The organism is Gulosibacter hominis (genome assembly GCF_904842695.1).
Classification (GTDB): domain Bacteria; phylum Actinomycetota; class Actinomycetes; order Actinomycetales; family Microbacteriaceae; genus Gulosibacter; species Gulosibacter hominis.
This window is the reverse complement of record NZ_CAJGWQ010000001.1, coordinates 303,256-327,357: the sequence shown is the minus strand read 5'-3', so window position 1 is coordinate 327,357 and position 24,102 is coordinate 303,256. Positions and strand designations below refer to the sequence as shown.

General features: G+C 62.1%; 24 protein-coding genes. 18 read left to right on the top strand and 6 right to left on the bottom strand.

Annotated elements, in window-relative coordinates; all coding sequences use genetic code 11:
- Positions 1 to 75: 75 nt before the first annotated feature.
- Positions 76 to 1,023, bottom strand: coding sequence for an A/G-specific adenine glycosylase (locus JMV54_RS01510; RefSeq protein ID WP_201517101.1), 948 nt, complete (start codon positions 1,021 to 1,023; stop codon positions 76 to 78).
- A complete protein-coding gene (locus tag JMV54_RS01505; protein ID WP_201517100.1) occupies positions 1,020 to 2,099 on the bottom strand; it encodes a ketopantoate reductase family protein in 1,080 nt (359 codons plus the stop codon). The genes JMV54_RS01510 and JMV54_RS01505 overlap by 4 nt, the downstream gene beginning before the upstream one ends.
- A 78-nt stretch (positions 2,100 to 2,177) precedes the next feature.
- Here JMV54_RS01505 and truB point away from each other — a divergent pair, with 78 nt between their 5' ends.
- The 4 genes from truB to JMV54_RS01485 are packed head-to-tail and all read left to right on the top strand — an operon-like array spanning position 2,178 to position 5,028.
- Positions 2,178 to 3,209, top strand: coding sequence for a tRNA pseudouridine(55) synthase TruB (gene truB / locus JMV54_RS01500; RefSeq protein WP_201517099.1), 1,032 nt, complete (start codon positions 2,178 to 2,180; stop codon positions 3,207 to 3,209).
- Entirely contained in the window at positions 3,206 to 3,583 is a 378-nt protein-coding gene (locus JMV54_RS01495; protein ID WP_201517098.1) for a hypothetical protein, read from the top strand. The genes truB and JMV54_RS01495 overlap by 4 nt, the downstream gene beginning before the upstream one ends.
- 12 nt (positions 3,584 to 3,595) lie before the next feature.
- On the top strand, positions 3,596 to 4,054 hold the full coding sequence (locus tag JMV54_RS01490) for a hypothetical protein (protein ID WP_338085369.1): 459 nt from the start codon (positions 3,596 to 3,598) through the stop codon (positions 4,052 to 4,054).
- Positions 4,051 to 5,028, top strand: a complete 978-nt coding sequence (locus tag JMV54_RS01485) for a bifunctional riboflavin kinase/FAD synthetase (protein ID WP_201517097.1) — start codon at positions 4,051 to 4,053, stop codon at positions 5,026 to 5,028. The genes JMV54_RS01490 and JMV54_RS01485 overlap by 4 nt, the downstream gene beginning before the upstream one ends.
- 85 nt (positions 5,029 to 5,113) lie before the next feature.
- Here the strand turns inward: JMV54_RS01485 and JMV54_RS01480 are convergent, their stop codons facing one another.
- Positions 5,114 to 5,788, bottom strand: coding sequence for a maleylpyruvate isomerase family mycothiol-dependent enzyme (locus JMV54_RS01480; RefSeq protein WP_201517096.1), 675 nt, complete (start codon positions 5,786 to 5,788; stop codon positions 5,114 to 5,116).
- Between the two features lie 185 nt (positions 5,789 to 5,973).
- On the opposite strand from JMV54_RS01480, the gene JMV54_RS01475 reads away from it, so the two are divergent.
- Together JMV54_RS01475 and JMV54_RS01470 are read left to right on the top strand one after the other, a co-directional pair.
- Positions 5,974 to 8,124 (top strand): DEAD/DEAH box helicase, encoded by a 2,151-nt coding sequence (locus tag JMV54_RS01475; protein ID WP_201517095.1) that lies wholly within the window; start codon positions 5,974 to 5,976, stop codon positions 8,122 to 8,124.
- Positions 8,125 to 8,267: 143 nt separating this feature from the next.
- A complete protein-coding gene (locus JMV54_RS01470) occupies positions 8,268 to 9,779 on the top strand; it encodes an aspartate ammonia-lyase (RefSeq protein WP_201517094.1) in 1,512 nt (503 codons plus the stop codon).
- Between the two features lie 103 nt (positions 9,780 to 9,882).
- On the opposite strand, the gene JMV54_RS01465 is transcribed toward JMV54_RS01470, so the two are convergent.
- Positions 9,883 to 10,335 (bottom strand): hypothetical protein, encoded by a 453-nt coding sequence (locus tag JMV54_RS01465; protein WP_201517293.1) that lies wholly within the window; start codon positions 10,333 to 10,335, stop codon positions 9,883 to 9,885.
- 168 nt (positions 10,336 to 10,503) lie between these two features.
- Here JMV54_RS01465 and JMV54_RS01460 point away from each other — a divergent pair, with 168 nt between their 5' ends.
- From JMV54_RS01460 to JMV54_RS01435, 6 genes are all read left to right on the top strand, one after another.
- Entirely contained in the window at positions 10,504 to 11,739 is a 1,236-nt protein-coding gene (locus tag JMV54_RS01460) for a PrsW family intramembrane metalloprotease (RefSeq protein ID WP_201517093.1), read from the top strand.
- On the top strand, positions 11,732 to 12,097 hold the full coding sequence (locus JMV54_RS01455; protein ID WP_201517092.1) for an FKBP-type peptidyl-prolyl cis-trans isomerase: 366 nt from the start codon (positions 11,732 to 11,734) through the stop codon (positions 12,095 to 12,097). Before JMV54_RS01460 ends, JMV54_RS01455 begins: the two co-directional genes overlap by 8 nt.
- Before the next feature lie 200 nt (positions 12,098 to 12,297).
- Positions 12,298 to 12,567, top strand: a complete 270-nt coding sequence (gene rpsO / locus JMV54_RS01450) for a 30S ribosomal protein S15 (RefSeq protein ID WP_201517091.1) — start codon at positions 12,298 to 12,300, stop codon at positions 12,565 to 12,567.
- 116 nt (positions 12,568 to 12,683) lie between these two features.
- Positions 12,684 to 13,733: a polyphosphate kinase 2 gene (ppk2, locus tag JMV54_RS01445; RefSeq protein ID WP_420842071.1), complete on the top strand. Its 1,050-nt coding sequence runs from the start codon at positions 12,684 to 12,686 to the stop codon at positions 13,731 to 13,733.
- A gap of 167 nt (positions 13,734 to 13,900) precedes the next feature.
- A complete protein-coding gene (gene metB, locus JMV54_RS01440; protein ID WP_201517090.1) occupies positions 13,901 to 15,064 on the top strand; it encodes a cystathionine gamma-synthase in 1,164 nt (387 codons plus the stop codon).
- Positions 15,065 to 15,300: 236 nt separating this feature from the next.
- On the top strand, positions 15,301 to 17,562 hold the full coding sequence (locus tag JMV54_RS01435) for a polyribonucleotide nucleotidyltransferase (RefSeq protein WP_201517089.1): 2,262 nt from the start codon (positions 15,301 to 15,303) through the stop codon (positions 17,560 to 17,562).
- Positions 17,563 to 17,656: 94 nt separating this feature from the next.
- Here JMV54_RS01435 and JMV54_RS01430 read toward each other — a convergent pair whose 3' ends face one another.
- Positions 17,657 to 18,187, bottom strand: coding sequence for a YbhB/YbcL family Raf kinase inhibitor-like protein (locus tag JMV54_RS01430; protein ID WP_230972756.1), 531 nt, complete (start codon positions 18,185 to 18,187; stop codon positions 17,657 to 17,659).
- A gap of 126 nt (positions 18,188 to 18,313) precedes the next feature.
- On the opposite strand from JMV54_RS01430, the gene JMV54_RS01425 reads away from it, so the two are divergent.
- From JMV54_RS01425 to hemW, 6 genes are all read left to right on the top strand, one after another.
- The gene (locus JMV54_RS01425; RefSeq protein WP_201517088.1) at positions 18,314 to 19,654 is read left to right on the top strand and encodes a M16 family metallopeptidase; all 1,341 of its coding nucleotides are present in this window, start codon (positions 18,314 to 18,316) and stop codon (positions 19,652 to 19,654) included.
- Positions 19,651 to 20,250 carry a histidine phosphatase family protein gene (locus JMV54_RS01420; protein WP_201517087.1) on the top strand — a complete coding sequence of 200 codons (600 nt, stop codon included), beginning with the start codon at positions 19,651 to 19,653 and terminating at the stop codon, positions 20,248 to 20,250. Before JMV54_RS01425 ends, JMV54_RS01420 begins: the two co-directional genes overlap by 4 nt.
- 76 nt (positions 20,251 to 20,326) lie before the next feature.
- Positions 20,327 to 21,076 carry a 4-hydroxy-tetrahydrodipicolinate reductase gene (gene dapB / locus JMV54_RS01415; protein WP_201517086.1) on the top strand — a complete coding sequence of 250 codons (750 nt, stop codon included), beginning with the start codon at positions 20,327 to 20,329 and terminating at the stop codon, positions 21,074 to 21,076.
- Positions 21,073 to 21,540: a hypothetical protein gene (locus JMV54_RS01410; RefSeq protein ID WP_230972755.1), complete on the top strand. Its 468-nt coding sequence runs from the start codon at positions 21,073 to 21,075 to the stop codon at positions 21,538 to 21,540. The genes dapB and JMV54_RS01410 overlap by 4 nt, the downstream gene beginning before the upstream one ends.
- 9 nt (positions 21,541 to 21,549) lie before the next feature.
- The gene (gene thyX, locus JMV54_RS01405) at positions 21,550 to 22,287 is read left to right on the top strand and encodes an FAD-dependent thymidylate synthase (RefSeq protein WP_201517085.1); all 738 of its coding nucleotides are present in this window, start codon (positions 21,550 to 21,552) and stop codon (positions 22,285 to 22,287) included.
- Between the two features lie 55 nt (positions 22,288 to 22,342).
- Entirely contained in the window at positions 22,343 to 23,485 is a 1,143-nt protein-coding gene (hemW, locus tag JMV54_RS01400) for a radical SAM family heme chaperone HemW (RefSeq protein WP_230972776.1), read from the top strand.
- A gap of 13 nt (positions 23,486 to 23,498) precedes the next feature.
- Here hemW and JMV54_RS01395 read toward each other — a convergent pair whose 3' ends face one another.
- Positions 23,499 to 23,954 carry a DUF4870 domain-containing protein gene (locus JMV54_RS01395; RefSeq protein ID WP_201517083.1) on the bottom strand — a complete coding sequence of 152 codons (456 nt, stop codon included), beginning with the start codon at positions 23,952 to 23,954 and terminating at the stop codon, positions 23,499 to 23,501.
- Between the last annotated feature and the right edge of the window lie 148 nt (positions 23,955 to 24,102).

The window sequence follows — 24,102 nt, the reverse complement described above, 5'->3', positions numbered from 1 at the left end:
AGTGCCCCGTCACTCAGTTGAGTGAGCGGGGCACTCGCCGTTTGCGGGGCGCTGCCTTTTGTGTGCCCTGGCCACCTATGGTGCCGGCTCGCCCGGCAGCGAGATCCAATCGCCGCGCTGCTGCAGCATCCCCTCGGCAACTAGCGTCGCGGCAGCTGCCAGATGCTGTTCGCGTTCTCGAGCAAGCTGCACCGAATCTTCCGGGGCACAAAAATCTGTCTCCAGCAGGATGCGATTCCAGAGCTGATCGATGGCAAAACCGCCATGCGAAGCGCGCGCGATCGCCATCACACGGCCGCGACGCTGACGATTGCTGCCGGCAAACTTTGGTTGCCGAAGCTGCCGCCGCTCGCGCTCGGAATCGGGAAGCGACGGGAACCCGGCACCGCGCCACTCGCATATCTCGGCGATGGGGCAGCGGACACAATCAGGGGATCGCTGTGAACACACGGTAGCGCCCAGCTCCATGGCCCCGGCATTCCAGGGCTGCACATCGGCATCCACGCGGGGCAGTAGGGCCAGCATCTCGGCCTCATCACGGCGCGCATTCGGCCGCCACGCAACCTCATCGCCGTGAACCGCCCGGGCAATCACCCGGCGCACATTTGTGTCGACCACCGGCACGCGCATCCCGAATGCAAACGAACACACCGCCGCAGAGGTGTAGGGGCCGATACCCGGGAGCGCCTGCAGCGCTTCACGATCGGCCGGTACCTCGCCATCGTGCCGTTCAACTATGGCTAGCGCGCACTGGCGCAGCGCCAGCGCCCGGCGCGGGTAGCCGAGCCGGTCCCACACCCGCAGGATCTCGGCATCCGACGCTTGGGCAGCCGCTGCCGGGGTGGGCCAGCGCCGCATGAACTCCAGCCAGCGGGGCGTGACTCGCGACATTTGCGTTTGATGCGACATGACCTCGCTCACCAAAATGCCCCAGGGCGTCACATCGGGATCGCGCCAGGGAAAATCGCGGTGGTCGAAGCGGTACCAGTCGATCACTGCGGTCACCAGTGGGTTATCGGTCATTGTGGCAGCGTAGCCCCTGCGCACTCAGCAGCCCCTCCGCGATCAGCGTCGCCGAGCTTCGCCATCCGACGCCGCAGCTCGGCGAGGCTGAGATGCCGCCCGCTGCGGCTCACCTCGTGCACGAGTGCGGTGAGCGTCGCGTTCACCGGCGCCGAAAGCCCCACTTCGGCTGCTGCCCGCACAACCGCACCGTTAAGATCGTCGATTTCGGTGGGCTGACCGCGGCGGATTGCCTGCAGCGTCGACGCCGGGTTGGGGCGCACACCAAAAGCTGTCGCCAATCGCGAGCGCACCACGGCGAGCGCCGCACCCGCGCGAATCATGCTCGTGTGGGCGGGCGTCAACACGCCGATATTAATGCAGCGGATGCCGTGCGCATCCGCCACCGCGACCGCCTCGGTGAGCGAGTGGGCCAAAATTGCGGACGTAAGCGGATGGCGGCAGGTAAATTGCACGCTCTTGCCGGTAATGGCCGGTAGGGCGTTGACCTGGTTGACGAGCAGCTTGCTCCACAGAGCCGGATATAGTCGCGGCAGCGCGAGTGTGGGGAAAGCATCGTCAAAAAACGAGGCGAGCTGCTTGGCGGTGGCAAAATCCTGGGGTCGAGCTGGCGCCAGACAGACTCGGCCGTCGCCGGTCAATACTGTGTCGCCGGGGGCTCGCTGGGTGGCCGGAAACAGTGCCAGCGCACCAAAAACACCGCCGCTATCGTCACGGTGCAGTGCGGTGACAGCTCGCTGTGGGCCATCCAAGCCGTTTTGTGCGATTACGACCGGCACATTCGCAAGCAATCCGGCTGGGCCGAGCCGTGCGGCATGGGCCTGGAGTGCCGCATCGGTTTGAAAGGTGCGGGTGGCCACGATGACTAGCTCGGTGTTTTTGGGCAGCTCGTGGGCAACTCGTATCCGCGCAAGATGCGTTCCGCGCGCGCCACTTAGGCGCAGGCCATCGCGCTGGATTATTGCGGCACTGGCGCTTTCGGGTCGAACAATGGCGGTGATTTCATGCCCGGCACGATCGAATAGTGCGGCCAGGGCCCCGCCCACCGCGCCAACTCCGATAATGCTCGTTCGCATCCGGTCAGCCTATCGGGCCGCACGGATAGCTGCTGCCGCACCCGCTACGGCCGCCCTGACGGTAGACTCGGGAACAGTATGTCTTCGTCACCAACCGGCCCGCACGGCCTGCTGCTCATCGACAAACCGGCCGGTATTACCAGCCATGATGTCGTGGCTCGAGTTCGTCGAGCCCTGGGCACCCGCAAGGTCGGTCATGCCGGCACGCTCGACCCTGCAGCAACCGGCCTGTTGCTGGTTGGGGTGGGGGATGCGACCCGCCTGCTCACGTATCTTATTGGCGACGACAAAGAGTATGAGGCAACCATTCGGCTCGGCATCGCCACCGACACCGAGGACGCTGACGGTGAAATTACCGAAGTTGCCGGACGGGAAGACATTGTGGCAATCACTCCGGCCGAGGTGCAGGGTGTGGTGCCGCAATTTATTGGCGAAATTGATCAGGTGCCCAGTGCTGTATCGGCCATCAAAATTGATGGTAAACCCGCCTATCAGCGCGTTCGCGAGGGTGAGCGGGTCGAATTGACATCGCGGCGGGTGACGATTCACGAGCTGGAAGTGCGTCGCGTCACCCATGGTGAGGCCGAGGGTCAAGCGATTGTGGATGTGGATGTGCGCGTGTCGTGTTCTTCGGGCACCTATATTCGCGCGCTCGGTCGTGACCTTGGCCTGGCACTCGGTGTTCCCGCACACGTGTGTCTGCTGCGGCGTGCCAGCGTTGGCAGCTTCCACGTTGCGGATGCGGCCGCGCTTGCTACTGAGCGTCCCGCGCCCGATAGCGAAGCGGGCACCGATGAGGCGCGACGGTTGGCTGCGGCACTGCTCTCACCCACCGAACTGCTGGTTCGCAGGTTTCCGCAAATGCGCTGCGATGCCGACCGAGCCAGAGCGCTGCGTAACGGGCAGCGCATCCCCGCACCTGCCGCGGTCATCGCGCCGCAAACCGCCGCCGACCAGCCGCTGTCAACGCTGACAATCGCCGATCTGCCAGCCGGAACGCCCGTGGCCGCGCTCACGGATGCCGGGGAACCAATCGGGCTGGTAGAAATCCGCGCCGGACGTACAAAGACACTGATGAATTTTCCGCAGCGTGACGGAGGCGGCGCATGATCGAGTGGTACACGTGGCTCCAGTTTGGGATTGGGGCCCTCGCCGGCATCATTTGCCTGGTGCAGGCGTTCCGCAATCGGCCTCCGGGGGATTTCACCGCCGGTTCGGTGGCGGTGGTGGCGCTGCTCGCACTCGTACAGCTGGTGCTCGCGATTGTGGCGCCGCTGTGGGGCAATGTCTGCCTCGGTGATGGCCTGGAGTTTTGGATGTACCAGGTGGCGCTGGTGATCTTCCCGCTCGGCGGCATCCTGTGGGCACTTATCGATCGTGGCCGCTGGGCAAATGCGGTGCTGGGAATCGCGGCGCTTTCGGCTTCGGTGATGGTGTTCCGGATGCAGCAGATCTGGCTCGGCAACGCACCACTATTGGGATAGCGGGGCAGTAGTTTGGGCGTATTTGCGAAAACTACCGAAACCGCGTCAGCTCGTAAACCGCGCCGTCCGGAACAGGCGTCGCCGGTGCTGGTTGCGGTGTACATCGTGCTTTTTGTGGGGGCCACCGGGCGCAGCGTCGTGCAGATTGTGCGTGATTTTGATGCCGCACCGTTTGCCTATACGCTCAGCGCGGTTGCAGCGGCGGTGTATTTGCTCGCCGGAATCGCTTTGGCGCTGGCACACCGCAGCCGATCGTGGCAGGGTATTGCCGCCGGCGCGGTGGGGTTTGAGCTCGCCGGGGTGCTGACTGTGGGTATGCTTTCGGCCGTACACCCCGAATATTTCCCGGCAGACACCGTGTGGAGCGGCTTTGGTCGCGGATACCTGTATATTCCGTTCGTCTTGCCGCTCATTGGAGCCGCCTACCTCGAGTCTCGTCCAGCAACCCGAATGAAGCCGTCGACGATATGATCACGATTTACCAACCCGATGAATTCCCGGCCGCGCTGCGCCCCGCGGCGGTGACAATTGGCAAGTTTGATGGTGTGCACTGCGGCCACCAAACCCTGCTTGAGCTGGTGCGGGCCGAATCTGACCGGCGTGGGCTGCACGCGGTGGTGGTGACATTTGATCGACATCCGCTGGCCCTTTTTGCGCCAGACCGCTGCCCGGTACCGATATTGTCGCCGCGGCAGCAGCTCGAGCAGATAGCCACTTTTGGTGTGGATGCAGCGGTCGTGCTGCCGTTTACCCGCGAGCTGGCGAATCTATCGCCAGAAGAGTTCATCGAGCGCGTGCTTGTCGAGCAGCTCGGCACCGAGTTGCTCATAGTGGGGAGTGATTTTCGGTTTGGCCGCGGGGGAGCGGGCGATGTCGAGCTCCTGCGGCGCGTGGGACGCGAACGCGGCTTCGAGGTGATCGTTCCCGAGGATATTCCCGGCCCAACAGGTCGGCGCGCATCGTCAACCTGGTTGCGCGAAGCACTGAGCGCCGGTGACGTTGAGCTCGCCACACAGATGCTTGGCCGCTACCACGTGGTGTCGGGCACGGTGGTGCACGGGGCAAAGCGCGGTCGCGAGCTCGGATTTCCAACCGCAAATCTCGACCCCGCCACGGTCGAGGGTCTGATTCCGGCCGATGGTGTGTACGCGGGTTGGTTCCGCTCAGGCGGCCGGGTGTATCCCACCGCAGTTTCGGTGGGGAACAACCCAACGTTTGAGGGTGTGCCGCAGCGTCAGGTTGAGGCGCATCTACTGGATGCAAACCTCGATCTTTACGGCGAATCGGTGGATATTGCGTTCGTGCAGCGGATTCGAGGCATGGAAAAATTCGCCAGCCTCGAGGCGCTCATCGAGCGGATGGGGCACGATGTCGACGAGACTCGCACCCGGCTGCGGATGCGTGCTGAAACGCTCGAGACGCGGCGCTTTATGGCCGGCTGCTGAGCCGGCGCTTGGCGTTTTATGGCCGGCTGCTGAGCTTGGCGACGGGACTCACAAAGTGCCTGCCGCCCGGTAGCAATCGGGCCGGCTATTGATCCGGGTTGAGCCGGGTGCGGCCGAACAGGTGCATGATGATTTCGGCTGCGGTGGCGTCGAGCGCCGGGCCATTACCGATCTGCCAGCCGGCGTCAATTGCGCGCAGCGAATGCTTTTTAGTGATCTTTGCGTTGCGGCCGCCGACCCGCAGCCGCGACAGCGCCACGGCGCTGGTTGAGCGCGGGCTCAAGCGCAGCGGCAGCTCCAGCGCATCGGTGATGTCGTAGGCGTGCACCACCGCCTCGGTGAGTTCAACGACGGTGCTGCGGCCAATACCGGCCATCTTGTCGGCAGAGAGTTCTTCGAGCCCGGAAAGCAGCTCGGCCTCGGAAGCATCACCGAGCTCGATAGCGATCTTTGCGATCGCCGCGTTCGGGTTGAGTGCGCTCGTGAGGGTTGCCCCAAGGCCGCTGGTGATCAGTTCGCGGTTGGTTGAACCCAAACGCCAGAGAAGGTGGCCAACAACATCCCGCACCCGCCATTGTTCGCATCGGCTGGGTGCATCCCACGCCCGGTTATCAAGCCCCGCGAGCACAAAGGCGAGCCGATCGAGCGTGGTGGCAATATGCGCGCTCCAGTCGCCGCTGAGTTTTGCGGGCGGACGCGAGAACGGCTGCGAGCTCGATGGCTGGGAGGGATCGGCGGTATTGGCGGTCACGCGGTTCATTATTGCATCCGACCGCCCTGCTGCGGCTAGAATGAGCGGTGCGCCTGCGATGGTTGAGCATCTGCATACTCGCCGTCCGCGTTCGAATCGAGAAAGTTGACCGTTCGATTCGTTGCTTTATTCGTCCGATCCCCAGTTGTGATCGGAACCGCCAGCGGCGAGCGCCGCCGGCCAGTGAAGGAGTCATGGTGTCGAATTCCCGCCGCGGGCAGTACGGTGCCCGGCGAAAGCGTGCCGCAACTGACAACACCGGTGTGATCCCGCAGCTTGCAAAAGCGGTTCGCGAGGTTGAAGCGGCGGTGATGCGCGGGCATGTCTCGGCCACTAACCGCACCAAATTCCAGGTGGTCGCGCTGCTGATGCGCGAGGAGCGGGCGCGCCTAAAAACTGATGACACCATCAGCGATGCCGAGCGTAACGACGCGATGAAGCGGCTTGACGGTTTGGCCGCGATCATGGCGAAAACAGCTGCGCGAGACACCTCGCTTATTCGCCTCTTGCAGGCCGAAACAGCCACCACGCCCCAAGCGCGCGCGATGCGCAAGCAGATGCTCTTTGCCGGTGGCATCGATATGGTCGTCGATGACGAACCGGATGTGCCAGTAACCGGCGCCGTTGTGCCCGAAAAACTGCGTGAACGGCAGGTTATGCCGGTGGGCGTGAAGGCGCGCGTGCGATCGCAGCCCTTCCTCGAACCAAAACTCGAAAAACTCACCCTGCCAGCAACCCACTATTCGCAGCTGCGCGATTGGGAAGTGATCGACCCCATCCTGAAAGCATTTGAAACCGGTGCCGGTGGCGGGGCTGCCTCGATGGAATTGCCCGATCCACCGCGGTTCGACCGGGTAGCGCCCGCCGGACGCGCGCTGATGCCGCACCAGGCGCAGCTGGTTGAGGCGGTGCGCTACGGTCACCGAGAGTTTTTGCTGGCTGATGAGCCGGGCCTCGGTAAGACCGCGCAATCAATTTTGGCGGCATCGGTTGCCGACGCCTATCCGCTTTTGTGCGTCGTGCCGAACGTGGTGAAAACCAACTGGGCACAGGAGGTTGCGCGTTGGACACCCGGACGCCGCGCCACGGTTATTTCTGGCGATGGTGAAAATGTGGATGCGTTTGCTGACGTGTTCATCATCAACTACGAAATTCTTGATCGGCACGTGGGCTGGCTGCAGCGTCTCGGGCTGCGGGGCATGGTGGTTGATGAGGCGCACTTCATTAAAAACCCCACTTCGCAGCGTTCTCGTCTGGTGACGCAGCTGGCGAACACGCTGCGCGGCCAGATTCCCGGTGATCGGCCGCTGCTGATGGCGCTCACCGGTACGCCGCTGATTAATTCGGTGGAGGACTTCAAATCGATCTGGCATTTTTTGGGTTGGATTGAAGAAATTCCGGGCCAGGTGGGGGAGTACCGCCCTTCGCAGCAGCTACTTGACCGGTTGGATGCAACCGGCCTGGTGCCTTCTGACCCTGGCTTCATGGCCGCGGCACGACGCGAGGTAATTGATCTCGGCATTGTTCGGCGTCGCAAGGTTGATGTGGCCAAATCGCTGCCATCGAAACGCATTGTCGATATGCCGATCGAGCTTGATAGTGACGAAGGATCGTCGATTCGTCGGGCCGAGGCGGCTCTGGTGGAACGCTTGCTGGCACGTTACGCGCGCATCCTCCAGGCGAGCGATCTGCCGCCGCACACGATCGACCTCAAGCGGCTGCAAATGGTGGCGCACCACGAAGTGCAGGAGTCAAAAGCATCCAGCGCCGGCGACTCGATTTTTGCCATGCTCCACCGCATCGGTGTGGCGAAATCCGAGCTGGCAGCTCAGTACACCGCCCAGCTGGCGCACTCGGTGGGCAAGGTTGTCTACTTCGCGAAACATGTTGAGGCGCTCGACCGCGCCGAAGCCGCCTTCGCTGCCGAGGGCATCCGCACCGTATCGATCCGCGGCGAGCAGTCGCAGCTGGCGCGTGACCGTGCCGTGAAAGCATTCCAGACCGATCCCGAGGTGAAGGTCGTGGTGTGTTCGCTGCTCGCGGCCGGTGTGGGAATTAACCTGCAGGTGGCAAGTGATGTGGTGCTTGCCGAGCTGAGCTGGACCGCTGCCGAACAAACCCAGGCGATCGACCGGGTGCACCGCATCGGGCAGGAAACGCCGGTTACCGCCTGGCGCATCATTGCCTCGCAGACGATTGATGCACATGTGGCCGATCTCATTGATTCGAAGCAGGGACTTGCCGCGCGTGCCCTTGACGGCAGCGACGAGGATCTGGTGCATTCAGACGATCTGCAGGTGGATGCACTGGTCGGGCTCATGCTTGACGCGCTGCGGGGTCGCTAGCTGGGTGGCTGGCAATCTGCACCACGACTACCAGCAAACTCTGTGCGAACGTAAAACGAATGCGGTTCATCTTGCGATAGGGTGAGAGCGAAAGATGACCGCATCGGTGCGGTCGTAGCTTCGACAGAGGAAGGTCGCGGTTCATGGTTGACGGTCAGGACTACCGCATCGAACAGGATTCGATCGGCGAAATGAAGATCCCGGCTGACGCGTACTACGGTGTTAACACCGCTCGCGCGGTCGAAAACTTCGACATCGCTCGACGCAAGATTGGCGTATATCCCGACTTCATCGTGGCGCTGGCACAGGTGAAGCAGGCCGCTTGCCGGGCAAACGTTGAAATCGGTCAGCTCGATCCCGAAATCGGTAAGTACATTGATGCCGCCTGCCAGGAGATCATCGATGGCAAGCTGCACGATCAATTCGTTGTGGGTGTCATCCAGGGTGGTGCCGGCACCAGCTCGAATATGAACGCCAACGAGGTGATCGCCAACCGCGCCCTCGAACTGGCCGGTCACAAGAAGGGCGAATACCAGTACATCTCGCCCAACGACCACGTCAACATGGCGCAGTCGACCAACGACGCCTACCCGTCGTCGGTGAAGATCGGCATCGTGCACTCGATGCAAAACCTCGTTGCCGAATACCGTCTGTTGCAGGACGCATTCCTCAAGAAGAGCGTCGAGTTCAGCCACGTTCTCAAGGTTGGCCGCACCCAGATGCAGGATGCTGTGCCGATGACTCTCGGCCAGGAATTCCACGGCTGGGCCACCACCATTAGCGAAGATATCGACCGCCTCATCGAGGTGCAGAAGCTCGTTCTCGAGCTCAACCTCGGTGGTACCGCAATCGGTACCGGTATTAACGCACACCCCGACTACTCTGCCGCGGTGGTTCCGCACCTGCGTAAGATCACCGGACGCGATGACATTGTCGGCGCGAGCGACCTCATCGAGGCCACGAGCGACACCGGTGTGTTCATGTCGGTTTCGAGCGTGATGAAGCGCGCCGCTATGAAGCTCTCGAAGATTTGTAATGACCTGCGCCTGCTCTCGTCGGGCCCACAGGCTGGTTTCAACGAGATCAACCTGCCCGCGCGCCAGGCCGGTTCATCGATCATGCCCGGTAAGGTCAATCCGGTTATCCCGGAGGCGGTTAGCCAGGTTGCCTATGTGGTTGCCGGTAACGACGTCACCGTGTCGATGGCGGTCGAGGCCGGTCAGCTGCAGCTGAACGCATTCGAGCCGGTTATGCTGCACACGCTGATGCAGAACTCAACCTGGCTGCGCCGCGCACTGCGCACGCTGCGCGTCAACTGTGTAAACGGCATCACCGCCAACAGCGAGCGCACCGAGAGCCAGGTGCGTGCCAACATCGGTCTGGTCACCGCCCTCAACCCGGTTATTGGCTACTCCGCCGCTTCGAAGATCGCCAAGCGCGCCCAGCGCACCGGCGAGTCGGTTGCCGATATCGCGGTTGAAGAGGGCCTGCTCACCCGCGAGCAGGTTGAGGAACTGCTGCAGGCCGAACAGCTTGCCGGCAGCATCCCGACCCTCGGCGACCGGAAGCTGCTCACCGACGAAGAGGTTGCCGAGTTCGAGCGTCAGATCGACTCGCTCGACCTGGTTGACCTTGACAGCATCGAAGTTGCCTAGCAGGTAGCGACCTACTCATACGGGCGGGCCTCCCGAACAAGTTTCGGAAGGCCCGCCCGTTTTTCATTCGCTTCGCGCCGTTAAACGGCGCGAAGCCGAATTCTTAGGGCTGATTGAGATTGCGCTCGTCGGCGTTTTCGGTGTCGATCATCGAGTCATCATCACTTTCGAGCTCGTCAATCGCATCCGAGTGTCGCTCGGCAGCGTCGAAAAGCCGCTGCGCCTGCGCATCATCAAAACTGTCGCTGAAGTCGACGGCACGGCGTTTGAGATCAGCGCGCAGCGATTCGGCAGTGTGAACCAGCTTCCCGGGGAGTTCGCGCGATTTTTCTTCGAGCTCGCCGGTGAGGCGGGCGATGCTTTCCGAGGCGCTATCGAGCTGTTCACGGGCAAAATCACCCGCGCGCTGTGCCGGCGCAGACGCGGCTGCTCGGCGCGTTAGACGGACGATCTGTTCGTAGCGTTCTCGTCCGGCGCGGGCGCCGAGCACGTAGCCAACACCCAGCCCTGTTACGAACAAGACTCTTTTGACGGTCACGATTCGTTTGTTGCCCATGCAGTAAATCTAGCTTGGGAATGCTCGTTTCGGCTGAGTGCGCGTCATCCGGCCAGATGTCGTAGGTGCGGTTTACTCTAGACGCATTCGTTTGCTCGCGCTTGTGGCACATGGTTTTGAGCCGCGGTGGGCAAAACCGACCGTTGTGATGAGGAGAATGCCCCAGATATGCAGGCGCCGCGGCTGACCGATCGATCGATGCAGCTTGATGAGCGGCTTCGGCGTGTTCGGAACCGTGCGCGCTTGGTGCCGCTGGCTTGGCTTATCGCGCTGGCGCTCCTGTTGCTAATTGCGCTCATTACGCTGGGGTGGATGCTGTCGACCTGGCGGGTGAACGCGCTCATCATGGTGCTGCCGGCGCTCATCCCGCTCTCACTGGTGCTGGCCGCGGTCGCCTATCTCGATCGCTGGGAACCCGAACCGCCACTCTTACTTGCGCTCATGGCCATTTATGGCGCCGGGGCGGCAGTGGCTGGGACGTTACTGACCGGAAACTTCCTGGTGGACGTGGCCGAAAACTATGTCACCGAGCAGCTGCCACAAGCGGTGTTTTCACTGTTGGTGCAGGCACCGGTGCTTGAAGAGGCGATGAAATCACTCGGGCTGCTGCTCATAGTGCTCATTGCTCGCCGCGAGGTTGGCGGTCCGCTCGACGGTTTTATTTACGCGGCCATGATTGGCGCCGGGTTCGCCTTTACCGAGAACATTATTTATTTCGCCTCGAGTGAATCGTTCGGCACCGAGTTTATGTGGATGCTCGTGGTGCGCTGCATCCTCTCGCCTTTCGCTCACGTGCTGTTCACGGGGGTGTTTGGCCTGGCGATCGGATGGGCCGCGCGGCACCACGAAGCGTGGCGGTTTGTTGTGGCCGGTGCCGTCGGATTGCTCGCGGCAATCGGACTACACGCGCTGTGGAACGGTGGCGCGGTGCTGGTGCTGCCGCTACTTGGTATCGAGCCAGGAAACCCGCTTTCGTGGGTGATCTACTACCTCATTGTGCAGGTGCCGCTATTTGGAGTGGTCGTCTGGATGCTGATGCGTCTGCAAGACCGAGACGTAGCAGTGCTGCGCCGCCGACTCGATGAGTACCGCCGAGCGGGCTGGTTTACGCGCGAAGAGGTGCGGATGATTACCGACTGGAAGACCCGCCGGGCCGCGCTGCACTGGGCAGCAAAGCAGCCGCCGCATGTTGCCGAGGCGATGCGAGGGTTTATCCGCAGCGCCACCCGGCTCGCCTTCGCGCGCGAACACGCCGCGGTCGACAAGCGCGATCCACTTCGCAGGCCGCTTGAACGGGCACTTCTCGAGGCGACCCGCCAGCACCGCGAGGTGCTCAATAGCGCGCAACAGCAGCGGCACGCAGGTGCAGCGCAAACAAATGTGGTTGCATCGAAGCATGACTGAACTGCAGAAGCCAGAACTTGATATGCCCGAGGGTCCGGCACCGACCGAACTCATTATTGAAGACATCACCGTTGGTGACGGTGATGAGGCGCAGGCCGGCGGCATCGTAAATGTGCACTATCTCGGTGTCGACTACGAATCGGGCGCCGAGTTTGACTCATCCTGGTCGCGCGGCGAACCGATCGAGTTTCCGCTCGCGATGCTCGTGAAGGGTTGGCAGGAGGGCATTCCCGGTATGCGTGTGGGTGGCCGCCGTAAACTCATTTGCCCGCCGCAGCTTGCCTACGGCAATGCCGGGGGACACCCGCTCTCGGGACGCACACTGATTTTTGTGATTGACCTGTTGGGCGTGAAGTAGGCGTTTTCATTCGCTCGAGTGCCGTGCCGGTCCGTAGTTGCGGGCCGGCACGCGCTTTCCCGATGTCCCGCATGTCATTTGCATTTGCAAGCCCATTCGATTGTCGGGTATAGTGGTCAGGTTGCCGTGTAATCGGCCGCGGATAGAGAGAGCTCTCACAATGGGTGAGGCGCGCCGCGCAGCGAACGAAGGGAATGCCCATGGCACTGGACGCACAGCAGAAGAACGACATCATTGCCGAGTACGCCACTCACGAGGGTGACACGGGCAGCCCCGAGGTGCAGGTCGCACTGCTGACCGCTCGCATCAAAGAGCTCACCGAGCACCTCAAGTTCCACAAGCACGACCACCACTCGCGCCGCGGACTGCTGCTGATGGTTGGTCAGCGCCGTCGTCTGCTCAGCTACCTCGCTGACGTCGACATTGAGCGCTACCGTTCGCTCATCGAGCGACTCGGCCTTCGCCGCTAGTTACAAATTCGCATTCGTTTGGCTGTGTCCCCACCGAAATTCCGGTGGGGACACAGTTTTTTGTGCTCGACGTACAGCGATTTCGAGGCCCGTTATGAACGGCATAAAATTAAGGCATGAGTCAGGATCAAGACGCCAGCATCAAGGCAACCGCAAACAAGAAGCCGAACCAAGAAAGCAAGGCTGCCGCGGGTGCCGCCGCAAAGCGGGCAACCACCTTCACCACGCTCGATTCGCTGCGAGCTGACGATTCATCCACCTATCGCCTCGACAAAGCGGGCCTTCCCGATATGGCCGATGAAGTCGACGAACTGCGCGAATTGCGCGGTCACAGCAGCGCCGACCCGGATGCGTGGCGCCAGGGATATCCCTACGACAAAAAACTGACCCGTCGTGTCTACGAGCGTCAGAAGCGTCAGTTACAGATTGAGCTGCTCAAACTGCAGACCTGGGTGAAAGAAACCGGCCAAAAAATCATCATCATTTTTGAGGGCCGCGATGCAGCGGGTAAGGGCGGCGCAATCAAGCGCTTTATGGAACACCTGAACCCGCGCGGGGCCCGCACCGTGGCACTCGAAAAGCCCACCGAAAAAGAAGCAACCCAGTGGTACTTCCAGCGCTACGTCGAGCATCTTCCCTCGGGCGGCGAGATCGTGCTGTTTGACCGGTCTTGGTATAACCGCGCCGGTGTTGAGCGGGTCATGGGCTATTGCACGCCCACCGAATATCTCGAGTTCACGCGTTCGGCACCCGAATTTGAGCGGATGCTCGTGAACTCGGGTATTCACATCATCAAATTTTGGTTCTCGGTGGGGCGTGCCGAGCAGCTCTCGCGCTTCGCCTCGCGTCGTGACGACCCCGTGCGCCAGTGGAAGCTGTCGCCGACCGACCTCGCCTCGCTCGACAAGTGGGACGACTACTCGGACGCCAAAGAAGCGATGTTTTTTTACACCGACACTGCCGAATCGCCCTGGACGGTCGTGAAGTCGAACGACAAAAAGCGTGCCCGACTCGAAGCAATGCGCCACGTTCTATCGCTGTTCGATTACCCGGGTAAGGACCACCGGGTTGTCGGCACTCCCGACCCGAAGATCGTCGGCTCGCCCCGCGAAATTTACGACCAGGGTGAACAGCCCACAGGGGAATTCCCGAACGTGCATCCCTAGCCGAAACCGGCCGCAGCTGGCCGGCGCGGTGATAAATATGACGCGATATGGCGCCGTGTGACGCACTACTGCGCCGCATTGGCGCCTATCGCGCATCCTCAAATAGGTTCGCCTCAACCTGTCGACACCGGCAAGACCGGATTCAGAAGACGTGAAAGAGGCGAATAGTGACCGAGCCAACCGCACTCACCCAGGCCATCCGGGCTGGAATCGAAACCGACCGCAACCACGGAGCTGTCGTGCTACCGGTGTACAGCTCGACCAACTACACATTTGCAGCGCTCGGCGAACCTCGCGAGTTTGACTACACCCGATCGGGTAACCCAACCCGGGCACTGCTCGGGGAAGCGATCGCAAAGCTCGAGGGCGGTGCCGGCGCTACCGTCGTCGCCACCGGTATGGCGGCAGTGCTGCTGCCGATCGTGGCGCTGCTGCGCGCCGGCGACACGGTCGCATATCCGCACGACTGTTATGGCGGCTCGTGGCGGCAGTTTGAGCAGTTGGCAAGCAAGGGGCTTTACCAATTTGAGCCCGTAGATTTCTCCGACGCTGAAGCCGCTCGAACGCGCTTGCAGCAGCTGAAACCCGCACTCGTGTGGCTTGAGACCCCGTCGAACCCGCTGCTGCGCATTACCGACTTGCGGGCCGTAACGTCGGCCGCCCACGAGATCGGTGCGCTGGTTGTTGCCGACAACACCTTCCTCACGCCGCTGCTGCAACAGCCTTTCGAGTTCGGTGTCGATGTGGTCGTGCACTCGGTCACCAAGTACCTCAATGGTCACTCGGATGTGGTGCAGGGCGCGGTGGTTGCCAAGAGCGCCGAGCACGCCGAACTCTTTGACTGGTGGGGTAATGTGCTCGGGCTGACCGCTTCTCCTGTCGACTCGCACCAGGTGCTGCGCGGGCTGCGAACACTCGAAGTGCGTGTCGAGCGGCACCAGCGCAACGCCCAAGACATCGTCGCGGCAATCGCCGAGCATCCGGCAATTACCCGCATCAACTATCCGGGGCTGACAGCGCATCCGCAGCACGAGTTGGCTGCGCAGCAGCAGCGAGGCTTTGGTGCGATGCTGTCGATTGAACTTGCTGGCGGCCTGGATGCGGTTCGCAAATTCGTCGATTCGCTGCAATTGTTCAGCCTGGCTGAGTCGCTCGGCGGCACCGAATCGCTCGTTGCGCATCCGGCCACGATGACGCACGCTTCGATGACTCCGGAAGCTCAAGAAGCTGCCGGCATTAGTGCGGGGCTGGTGCGGATCTCGGTTGGTATTGAACCGGTTGCCGATCTGATTGCCGATTTGCAGCGTGCCCTGGATGTGGCACGCAACTAGGCATCGCCGCCGGTGTGCCGCGGCTGGCGTTTTGCTGGCACACCGGCGGTTTTGCAGTGTCTCGGGATACACTGGGCTAGTTCGTATCCATCCGCATAGCGCTTACGCGACTGATTGTCGGTGGCGGAGGGCTGGAGCAATTCCAGAACTTGGTTACTGATGGTCAGCGCGAGATGCTTGGCACCGCTCGGTGTTGAGCCACGCCAGCACTGTGCGGGCGACAGAAGGAGGAGACCTTGGAGGGTCCCGAAATCAAGTTCGCCGAGACCGTCATCGATAACGGTAAATTCGGCACTCGCACAATCCGTTTCGAAACCGGCCGTCTCGCCCAGCAGGCGCAGGGCTCGGCCGTGGCCTACCTCGACGGCGAAACTATGCTGCTGTCGGCCACCAGCGTCTCGAAGCAGCCGAAAGATCACTTCGACTTTTTCCCGCTGACGGTTGACGTTGAAGAGCGCGCCTATGCGAAGGGCGCGATTCCCGGCTCGTTTTTCCGCCGCGAGGGTCGCCCCTCGACCGAGGCGATTTTGGCATGCCGCCTGATCGACCGCCCGATGCGCCCGTCGTTTATCGACGGCCTGCGCAACGAGGTGCAGATCGTGGTGACCGTGCTTTCGATCGCACCCGATGAGACCTATGACGTGCTCGCGGTGAACGCGGCGTCGATGTCGTCGCAAATTTCTGGTGTGCCGTTCTCGGGCCCGATTGGTGCGGTGCGAATCGCGCTGATTGACGGCCAGTGGGTGGCATTCCCGAAGCACTCGCAGCTGAGCGAAGCGGTGTTCGAGCTGACGGTCGCGGGCCGTCTGATCACCCGCAAGGACGGTAGCGAAGACATCGCCATCATGACCGTTGAGGCACAGGCCACCGACAACGCCTGGGATCTCATCAAGGCCGGCGCACAGAAGCCTGACGAGCGCGTGGTCGCGCAGGGCTTGGAGGCTTCGAAGCCGTTCATCGCCCAGCTTATTCGAGCCCAGCAGCAGGTTGCTGACCAGGTCAACAAGCAGGTTGCCGAATACCCGACCTTCCCGGCCTACACGCCCGAGGTGCTCGACGCTGTGCGTGAGCTCGCTGAGGCTGAGCTCGGCAATGTTTACCAGATCGCCGAGAAGATCGCGCGTCAGGATGCCGACGACGCACTCAAGGAGCGCGTCAAGGAAGCCATCGCGGCGAAGGTTGAGGCCGAGGAACTGCCCGAGGGCTCGCTCGAGCAGGTTTCGGCAGCGTACAAGAGCGTCACCAAGGACGTTGTTCGTGGCCGCATCCTCACCGAGGGCGTGCGCATGGATGGCCGTGGCGTTGCCGATATTCGCCAGCTTGACGCCGAACTCGACGTGGTTCCCCGCGTGCACGGCTCGGCCATCTTCCAGCGCGGTGAAACCCAGATTCTCGGTGTCACCACGCTCAACATGCTCAAGATGGAGCAGCAGATCGACTCGCTCTCGCCGGTTGAGAGCAAGCGCTACATGCACCACTACAACTTCCCGCCCTACTCAACCGGTGAGACCGGCCGAGTGGGTTCGCCGAAGCGTCGCGAAATCGGTCACGGTAACCTCGCCGAGAAGGCACTGATCGCGGTGCTGCCCACTCGCGAAGAGTTCCCCTACGCGATTCGACAGGTGTCGGAAGCCCTCGGCTCGAACGGTTCGACCTCGATGGGGTCGGTCTGTGCGTCGACGCTTTCGCTGCTCAACGCCGGTGTGCCGCTGCGCGCCTCGGTTGCCGGTATTGCCATGGGCCTGGTTTCGGCTGAGATCGACGGCCAGATGAAATACCAGGCGCTGACCGATATTCTCGGTGCCGAGGATGCGCTGGGCGATATGGACTTCAAGGTCGCCGGTACTGCCGAGTTCATCACCGCGCTGCAGCTCGACACCAAGCTCGACGGTATCCCCAGCGAGGTGCTCGACGCGGCACTGCAGCAGGCGCACGATGCCCGCATTCAGATACTCGACCAGGCAATCAACGCTGTGATCGATGAGCCGGACGAGATGGCACCCACCGCACCGCGCATCATTTCGGTGAAGATCCCGGTTGACAAGATCGGTGAGGTGATCGGCCCCAAGGGCAAGGTCATCAACCAGATTCAGGAAGACACTGGCGCGGAGATTTCGATCGAAGACGACGGCACCGTGTTTATTGGTGCAACCGACGGTCCTTCGGCCGAGGCTGCTCGCGACGCGGTGAACCAGATCGCTAACCCGCAGACCCCCGAGGTTGGCGAACAGTACCTCGGTACGGTCGTGAAGATCGCTTCGTTTGGTGCCTTCATCTCGCTGCTGCCCGGTAAAGACGGTCTGCTGCACATCTCTGAGGTGCGCAAGCTCGCCGGCGGTAAGCGCATCGATGATGTTGAGTCGGTGCTCTCGGTGGGGCAGAAGCTGCTCGTGCGCGTCACCAAGATTGACAGCCGTGGCAAGCTTTCGCTTGAGCCCGTGCTCGATGAGGATGAGGCCGGAGACAAGGCCGAAACGGAAGAGTCGGCTGACGAGTAGCCGGGCTCGGCTTGCTCAACACTAGCCGCCACTAATTGAACTGCTCCCCACTGATCAAGCTGATCGGTGGGGAGCAGTCGTTTGCGGTCGGCAACTATTCGGCGGGCTGCTCAAACACCGCCATCACGTGACCGCGAGCGATGACGTGCTCGCGCAGCATGAAGTGCACGCGAGCGGCGGTCAGGTCATCGGGCAGATCGAGTCGCGAGTCAAGTGCCTGCACCGTAAAAAAATAGCGGTGCGGCCCGTGGCCCGCCGGGGGAGCGGCGCCGATGTATTCGCGGCCGAGCGCCTCGTTGAAACCGAGGCTTGAGCCCTCGGGAAGGTCGGCCAGATCGCCACTACCGGCGTTCTCGGGCAGGTCGAGGCAGTCGGCGGGCAGGTTGTACACCACCCAATGCCAAAAACCCGACATGGTGGGAGCGTCGGGGTCGTAGCAGGTGACGGTGTAGCTTTTGGCTCCCGGCACGGCCTGCCAGCGCAGAGCGGGTGAGCGCTCGGCACCACCGTGGGATGCGCCCACATGTGCCATCGGGAGCGTGTCACCATCCGTAAACTCGGCTGATACCTGCAGCGCGGCGACCTCGGGGAGCTGTTCGTAGGGGTTATTGGTGGGAAGAGTCACGTCATACCTCGCAGTCACGATTGGTCGGTAATACCTGAGACTTACGTTGCCATGAGGGAATCTGCGAATCCTGGAGGAGTTCGGGGCTGATGTCACAGGCGGCGGGTAGGCTGTTCGCCGATCAACATGACTACGCCCATTGAACTTTCACTCACGCTGCCCGAAATTGATGCCGAAGTTGCCGGTGGCGCACGGTTGCGACGAACCGTGCTGCCGAACGGACTGCGGCTCATCACCGAGGATGTGCCCGGCGCCGCCTCGGCAACGGTCGGCTTTTTTGTTCCGCTCGGTTCTCGAGATGAATCGGCTGCCGAGTACGGTTCGAGCCATTTTCTCGAACATCTGTTGTTTAAGGGCACTCCCAGCCGCAGCGCGCGCGATGTGGCCACCGAGTTTGAGCGCGTGGGTGGCGACTTCAACGCGGCCACTTCGCGCGAGCAGACCTACTATCACGCCCGGGTGCGTGACCACGATTTGCCAATGGCGCTCACCGTGCTCGCTGACATGATCACTTCGTCACTGCTCGACCCGGCCGAATTTGCCACCGAGCGCGGGGTGATTCTCGAAGAGATCGCGATGAGCGACGATGATCCCATCGATGTGCTGTGGAATGCGGCGTGGGCAACCCACTTTGGTGAGCATCCCCTGGGCCGCCCGATTGCTGGCACCGTTGAGTCGATTTCGGCGGTGAATCGCGACGAGGTCTATGACTTCTACCGCCGCAACTACGAGCCGCACCGACTCGTCGTGGCGATCGCCGGGCGCGTCGATCATGATGAGGCCCTCGCAATTCTCAGCGCCGGGCTCGAAGCTGGCGGCTGGCCCGATGCCGCCGGAAAGCCGCCCGTGGATCGACGCAATGGGGCACTCGTGCAGCCCGCCGGTGGTTTTACACATATTGATCGCGCACTCGAACAGACCAATATTGTGATCGCCGGGCCGAGCATCCACGCAACCGATGAGCGCCGCAATGCGAACGCAATGCTGCATCACATACTCGGTGGCGGGATGGCTTCACGGCTATTCCAAGAGGTTCGGGAAAAGCGCGGGCTCGCTTATTCGGTGCACTCGTTCAGCGCCGGTCACACCGATGCCGGTATTGGTGGTGTTTATGTGGGCTGCCGCCCCGATCGTGCCGCCGAGGCGGTGGACGTGGCAGTTGCCGAGCTGCAGCGCATTGCCGATGAGGGCGTGACCGAAACCGAACTCGCCGATGCGGTGTCGTCGGGGGCAGGCGCCGGCGCGCTCGCACTCGAATCGAATGTCACCAGGATGCATCGGCTCGGTCGTGCCGAAACGGTGCTGGGCGAATTTGCCGACCTCGATGTTGCCGTGGCGAGATTAGAGGCGGTGACGCGCGATGAGGTGCAGGCGCTCGCGCAAGACCTGGTGGCGAACCTGTGCACGGTATCGGTAATCGGTCCGCTGACAGCGGCGGCGGCAACGCGTCTGGAGCAGGCACTATGAGCCACTACCTGTATCTCGTTCGGCATGGCGAACAAGAAAACGCTGAGTTCGGTATTGACGAGGGACCGCTCTCACCGCGGGGCCAGAGCCAGGCACATGCCCTTGGGGCACGGCTGCGGCAGGTCCCGTTTGACGCGGCATTTACCTCGCCGCTGGAGCGTGCAGTCGAGACCGCGGCAATCCTCGACAACTACACGCAGGGGCCGGCTATCGAACCGTCAAACCTGCTGTTTGATTGCATCCCCTCATCGGGTGAAGACGCGCCCGAAGGCTACGCGACGTTTTTTTCAGGGGTGAGCGAAGAAGCGATCGAGGCCGGTGAGGCGCAAATGCACGATGCTGCCGAAAACTGGTTGACCCGCTCGGGAGAAGACCGGCACACACTGCTCGTTACCCACAACTTCGTGATCGGAGAGTTTGTGCGGCGCACTCTCGAACTTCCGCGCTGGCGCTGGCTCGCGCTGGGTACCGGCAATTGCGCCCTGACCGTGATCCGGTTGCGCACCGGTAAGCCGAGCGAGCTCGTGCTGTTTGGGGATGTGTCGCATCTTGCGCCGGCGGAGCGAACCGGGCGGTCGTGGTTCCCGGCGATTTAGGTTTAGCTGGTTGTCGCGCACAGTGGATGTTTTTTACCGCAGCGTGCAGTGAGCGGCGACGACCTAGGCTGGAGCCATGACGATTTCAATTGCCATTACCGGTGCCACTGGGCGAATGGGGCGGCTGATCAGCAACCTTGTTGCACAGTCGGATGAGTTTACGCTGCACTCGCAGCTCGACAGCTCGAGCGAGCTCGATGAGATGCTCGGCGCCGATGTGGTGATCGATGTCACAAACTACGAGGTCTCTCGCCGAGTGGTTGATTTTGCCGTGCAACACGGCAGCAATGTCGTCATCGGCACAAGTGGCTGGAATAGCGGCCGCATTGCCGAACTCGAATCGACGCTTCCCGAAGATCGCGGCGTTATTGTCGTGCCGAATTTTTCGATTGGGTCGGTGCTCGGCACCAAGCTCGCGACCATGGCGGCGAAACTATTCGAGTCGGTGGAAATCATTGAGTCGCATCACGACGGCAAAATTGATTCGCCCTCGGGCACCGCGGTGCGCACCGCCGAGGCCATTGCGGCTGCGCGGCAGGCACCGCTAGAGCCGCCGTTTGTCGAGCAGCGGGCCCGCGGTGAAGCGGTTGCCGGGGTTCCGATTCATTCGCTGCGGCTGCAGGGAGTGGTTGCCGATCAGCGCGTGATTTTTGGCGGCGTGGGCGAGACGCTCGAAATCCGCTACGAAACCCTTTCGTCCGAGGCGTATGCCCACGGCATCCTGCTGGCCTTGCAGGCCGCGGCGACGGCTCGAGGCGTTACCGTCGGGCTTGAGCAGCTGCTGGGGCTGGATGACAGCGATGCGCGGGGGAGTGGCGCCCAATGAAGCGGTGGCCACCGGCGATGTGGGGTGTGCTATTTGTCACACTACTCACGGTCATCTATCTGGTCGTTGTTGTCGGAATTGCCTGGGGGCTCATTGCATCGGGCGATCTCATCGCGATTGCTATGGGTGCGGCGCTGATCATTTTTCCGCTGTTCGGTGCGGTGCTTGTGGTGCGCGATCTGATGTTTGCGGTGCAAGGAAATCACCTCTTGCAGCAGCTGGCCGAAGCGGATGCGTTGCCCGAAGATAACCTGCCGAAGCGGCCAAGCGGGCGCGTGGTGCGCGAAGCTGCCGATGCCGATTTTGAGCGCTGGAAGACCGAGGTGGAGGCTGCCCCCGAATCGTGGGCCGCCTGGGCGCGTCTTTCGCTCGCCTACCGTGCTGCCGGTGACACGAACCGTGCCCGCGCCGCGATGCGGCAGGCGATCGGTTTCGAGCGTGCCGAGCGCAACCAGGCAGGGTAGGCTGTCGGCGTGAGTGACGCGATTGAATTCCGTGATGATGTAACTGTCGAACTGGTGCGTGCGCAGGCAAGCGACACCGATGTGCTGTATTCGGCGCGCGTTTCGACGGTGGGCGAGCAGACCCTCGAGACGGATGCGGCAGCATCCGAATCAACAGAACTCGCCAAACGTGACCTCGGTCTCATCAATTTTTTGATGCGCGACCGTCACGGCACTCCGTTTGAACACAACTCAATGACGTTTTACGTTTCGGCACCGATTTTTGTGTTCCGCGAATTTCAGCGGCACCGGATGGCCAGCTACAACGAAGAATCGGGCCGCTATCGGCAGCTGCGTCCGGTGTTTTATGTACCGAACCGCGAACGCATGCTCGTGCAGGAGGGCCGCCCCGGCAAATATGAGTTTTTCCCTGGCACTCCCGAACAGCACGAGCTGGTCGAAAACGAGATTCGCGACTCGTCGACTCGCGCCTATGAGTCGTACCAGCGGATGCTCGCAGCGGGGGTTGCTCGCGAGGTGGCCCGGTCGGTGCTGCCGGTGAATATTTATTCGAGCATGTACGTCACGATGAACGCGCGTTCGCTGATGAATTTTCTCTCGCTGCGCACCAAACGTGAAGACTCAGCGTTTCCGTCATTCCCGCAGCGCGAAATCGAAATGGTGGCCGAAAAGATGGAGGCATTCTGGCGCGAGCTGATGCCGGCAACGGCCGCTGCTTTCGACAAGAACGGTCGAGTTGCCCCCTAGCGCGCTGCCGCTTGGCGAACCGGTACCCGCTGACGGTGCGCTACCGCTTGATGAGATGGCGCCGGGGCGGCAATTTGGTGCGTATGTGCACATCCCGTTTTGTCGGGTGCGCTGCGGATATTGCGATTTCAACACCTACACCGCTGATGAACTCGGCTCGGTGAGTCGCAGTAACTACGCTGACTCGGTGCTGCGTGAGATCGCCCTGGCGCGGTCGGTACTCGACCGCGTGGGACATCACGAGCCACTATCGACGGTGTTTTTTGGCGGCGGCACACCGACGCTTCTCGCGGCCGATGATCTTGTCACGGTGCTGGCCGCGCTGCGCGACACCTTCGGCATTGTTGCGGATGCGGAAATTACCGTTGAGGCAAACCCCGACACCGTGGATGCGGAAAAACTTGCCGCACTGCGTGCCGGTGGGGTTACCCGGGTGAGTTTTGGGATGCAGTCGGCGGTTCCGAGCGTGCTCGCCACGCTTGATCGCACCCACACACCCGAGCGGGTACCCGAGGTGGTTGCCGCCGCAAAAGCTGCCGGGCTCGAAACCTCGGTCGACCTGATTTACGGCGCCCCAGGCGAAACGCTTGCCGATTGGGAGCGTTCGCTCGAGGCCGCAATCGCCCTGGAACCGACCCATATTTCTGCCTATGCGCTGATTGTTGAGCCCGGTACGGCACTCGAGCGGCGTATCCGCAGGGGAGAGCTGCCACCGGTTGATGACGATCTGCAGGCCGAAATGTATGAGCTCGCAGACACCCGGCTGCAAGCGGCAGGGTTTAGCTGGTACGAAATTTCCAATTGGTCGCTTGCCGGTGAGCACCCCTCGCGCCACAATCTGGCGTACTGGCACGACACCGACTGGTGGGGGTTCGGCCCCGGTGCGCACAGCCACATTGCCGGCGTGCGCTTTTGGAATGTGAAGCACCCCGCCGCCTATGGTGACCGGCTCGCTGCCGGTGTTTCACCCGCGCACGGCCGCGAGGTGCTCGATGCCGATGCGCGCCAGCTTGAGCGGGTGCTGCTGCGCACACGATTGGCCGAGGGGCTGCCGGTTGCCGAGCTGCCCGACCGCTCGCGGGTGGCCGAGCTCATCGCCGATCAGCTGGTGGATGCGACAGCGGCGATGCGGGGGCGGATCGTGCTGACGCTGCGTGGCCGGCTGCTCGCGGATGTGGTGGCGCGGGCGCTCACCTAGTTGGGCCGGTGGCTTACTTCACGAGGTTGAGCGTGAACGGGTAGCGGTAGCCGCCCTTGTGACTGGTTTCAACGGCCGCGTAAATCGCGAAGATAAGGTTCACAAGCCCAACCGCGCCCATGAGGGTGCCGCCGATTACCCCGCCAATAAAGGGGATGATGTAAAGCAGGCTGCAGGCGATTGATGCGATTGCCACGGTGATGCCCCAGTTGAGCGCCTCTTTACCCTCGCGATCGTGTGCCTCGCTCTGTTCACGCGTTGCGAGCCAGTACACGAGTGGGCCAATAACCGAGACGATATTCAACAGGTGGCCCCACATGAGCGAGGTATTGGGGTTCATGGCCGGTGGCTGCTGTTGCTGGCCAGCGCCGTAGGCGTTCTGCTGGCCGTTGTTTTGTTGGCCAGCGCCGTAGGGATTGTGCTGTTGGGCGCCGTCGCCGGGTTGCGACTGGTCGGGGGTCGAAGTCATTTGGAATATTCCTTCCCGTGCGTATCGGTTATCCACACAGCTAACACGAGCAAGGTGTCAGCAACGCGGTGCCGATTGTAGGTTACGCGGGCAGCGAAACATTAAACCTGGTGCTCTGGCGGCGTACAATTGGCAGTCAGCATGTTTG

What these genes read in the sequence shown, in the direction of transcription:
- JMV54_RS01510 (WP_201517101.1), bottom strand. Translation starts at nt 1,023, where the DNA reads ATGACCGATAACCCACTGGTGACCGCAGTGATCGACTGGTACCGCTTC.
- JMV54_RS01505 (WP_201517100.1), bottom strand. Translation starts at nt 2,099, where the DNA reads ATGCGAACGAGCATTATCGGAGTTGGCGCGGTGGGCGGGGCCCTGGCC.
- truB (WP_201517099.1), top strand. Translation starts at nt 2,178, where the DNA reads ATGTCTTCGTCACCAACCGGCCCGCACGGCCTGCTGCTCATCGACAAA.
- JMV54_RS01495 (WP_201517098.1), top strand. Translation starts at nt 3,206, where the DNA reads ATGATCGAGTGGTACACGTGGCTCCAGTTTGGGATTGGGGCCCTCGCC.
- JMV54_RS01485 (WP_201517097.1), top strand. Translation starts at nt 4,051, where the DNA reads ATGATCACGATTTACCAACCCGATGAATTCCCGGCCGCGCTGCGCCCC.
- JMV54_RS01480 (WP_201517096.1), bottom strand. Translation starts at nt 5,788, where the DNA reads ATGAACCGCGTGACCGCCAATACCGCCGATCCCTCCCAGCCATCGAGC.
- JMV54_RS01475 (WP_201517095.1), top strand. Translation starts at nt 5,974, where the DNA reads ATGGTGTCGAATTCCCGCCGCGGGCAGTACGGTGCCCGGCGAAAGCGT.
- JMV54_RS01470 (WP_201517094.1), top strand. Translation starts at nt 8,268, where the DNA reads ATGGTTGACGGTCAGGACTACCGCATCGAACAGGATTCGATCGGCGAA.
- JMV54_RS01465 (WP_201517293.1), bottom strand. Translation starts at nt 10,335, where the DNA reads ATGGGCAACAAACGAATCGTGACCGTCAAAAGAGTCTTGTTCGTAACA.
- JMV54_RS01460 (WP_201517093.1), top strand. Translation starts at nt 10,504, where the DNA reads ATGCAGGCGCCGCGGCTGACCGATCGATCGATGCAGCTTGATGAGCGG.
- JMV54_RS01455 (WP_201517092.1), top strand. Translation starts at nt 11,732, where the DNA reads ATGACTGAACTGCAGAAGCCAGAACTTGATATGCCCGAGGGTCCGGCA.
- rpsO (WP_201517091.1), top strand. Translation starts at nt 12,298, where the DNA reads ATGGCACTGGACGCACAGCAGAAGAACGACATCATTGCCGAGTACGCC.
- ppk2 (WP_420842071.1), top strand. Translation starts at nt 12,684, where the DNA reads ATGAGTCAGGATCAAGACGCCAGCATCAAGGCAACCGCAAACAAGAAG.
- JMV54_RS01425 (WP_201517088.1), top strand. Translation starts at nt 18,314, where the DNA reads ATGACTACGCCCATTGAACTTTCACTCACGCTGCCCGAAATTGATGCC.
- JMV54_RS01420 (WP_201517087.1), top strand. Translation starts at nt 19,651, where the DNA reads ATGAGCCACTACCTGTATCTCGTTCGGCATGGCGAACAAGAAAACGCT.
- dapB (WP_201517086.1), top strand. Translation starts at nt 20,327, where the DNA reads ATGACGATTTCAATTGCCATTACCGGTGCCACTGGGCGAATGGGGCGG.
- JMV54_RS01410 (WP_230972755.1), top strand. Translation starts at nt 21,073, where the DNA reads ATGAAGCGGTGGCCACCGGCGATGTGGGGTGTGCTATTTGTCACACTA.
- hemW (WP_230972776.1), top strand. Translation starts at nt 22,343, where the DNA reads ATGGCGCCGGGGCGGCAATTTGGTGCGTATGTGCACATCCCGTTTTGT.
- JMV54_RS01395 (WP_201517083.1), bottom strand. Translation starts at nt 23,954, where the DNA reads ATGACTTCGACCCCCGACCAGTCGCAACCCGGCGACGGCGCCCAACAG.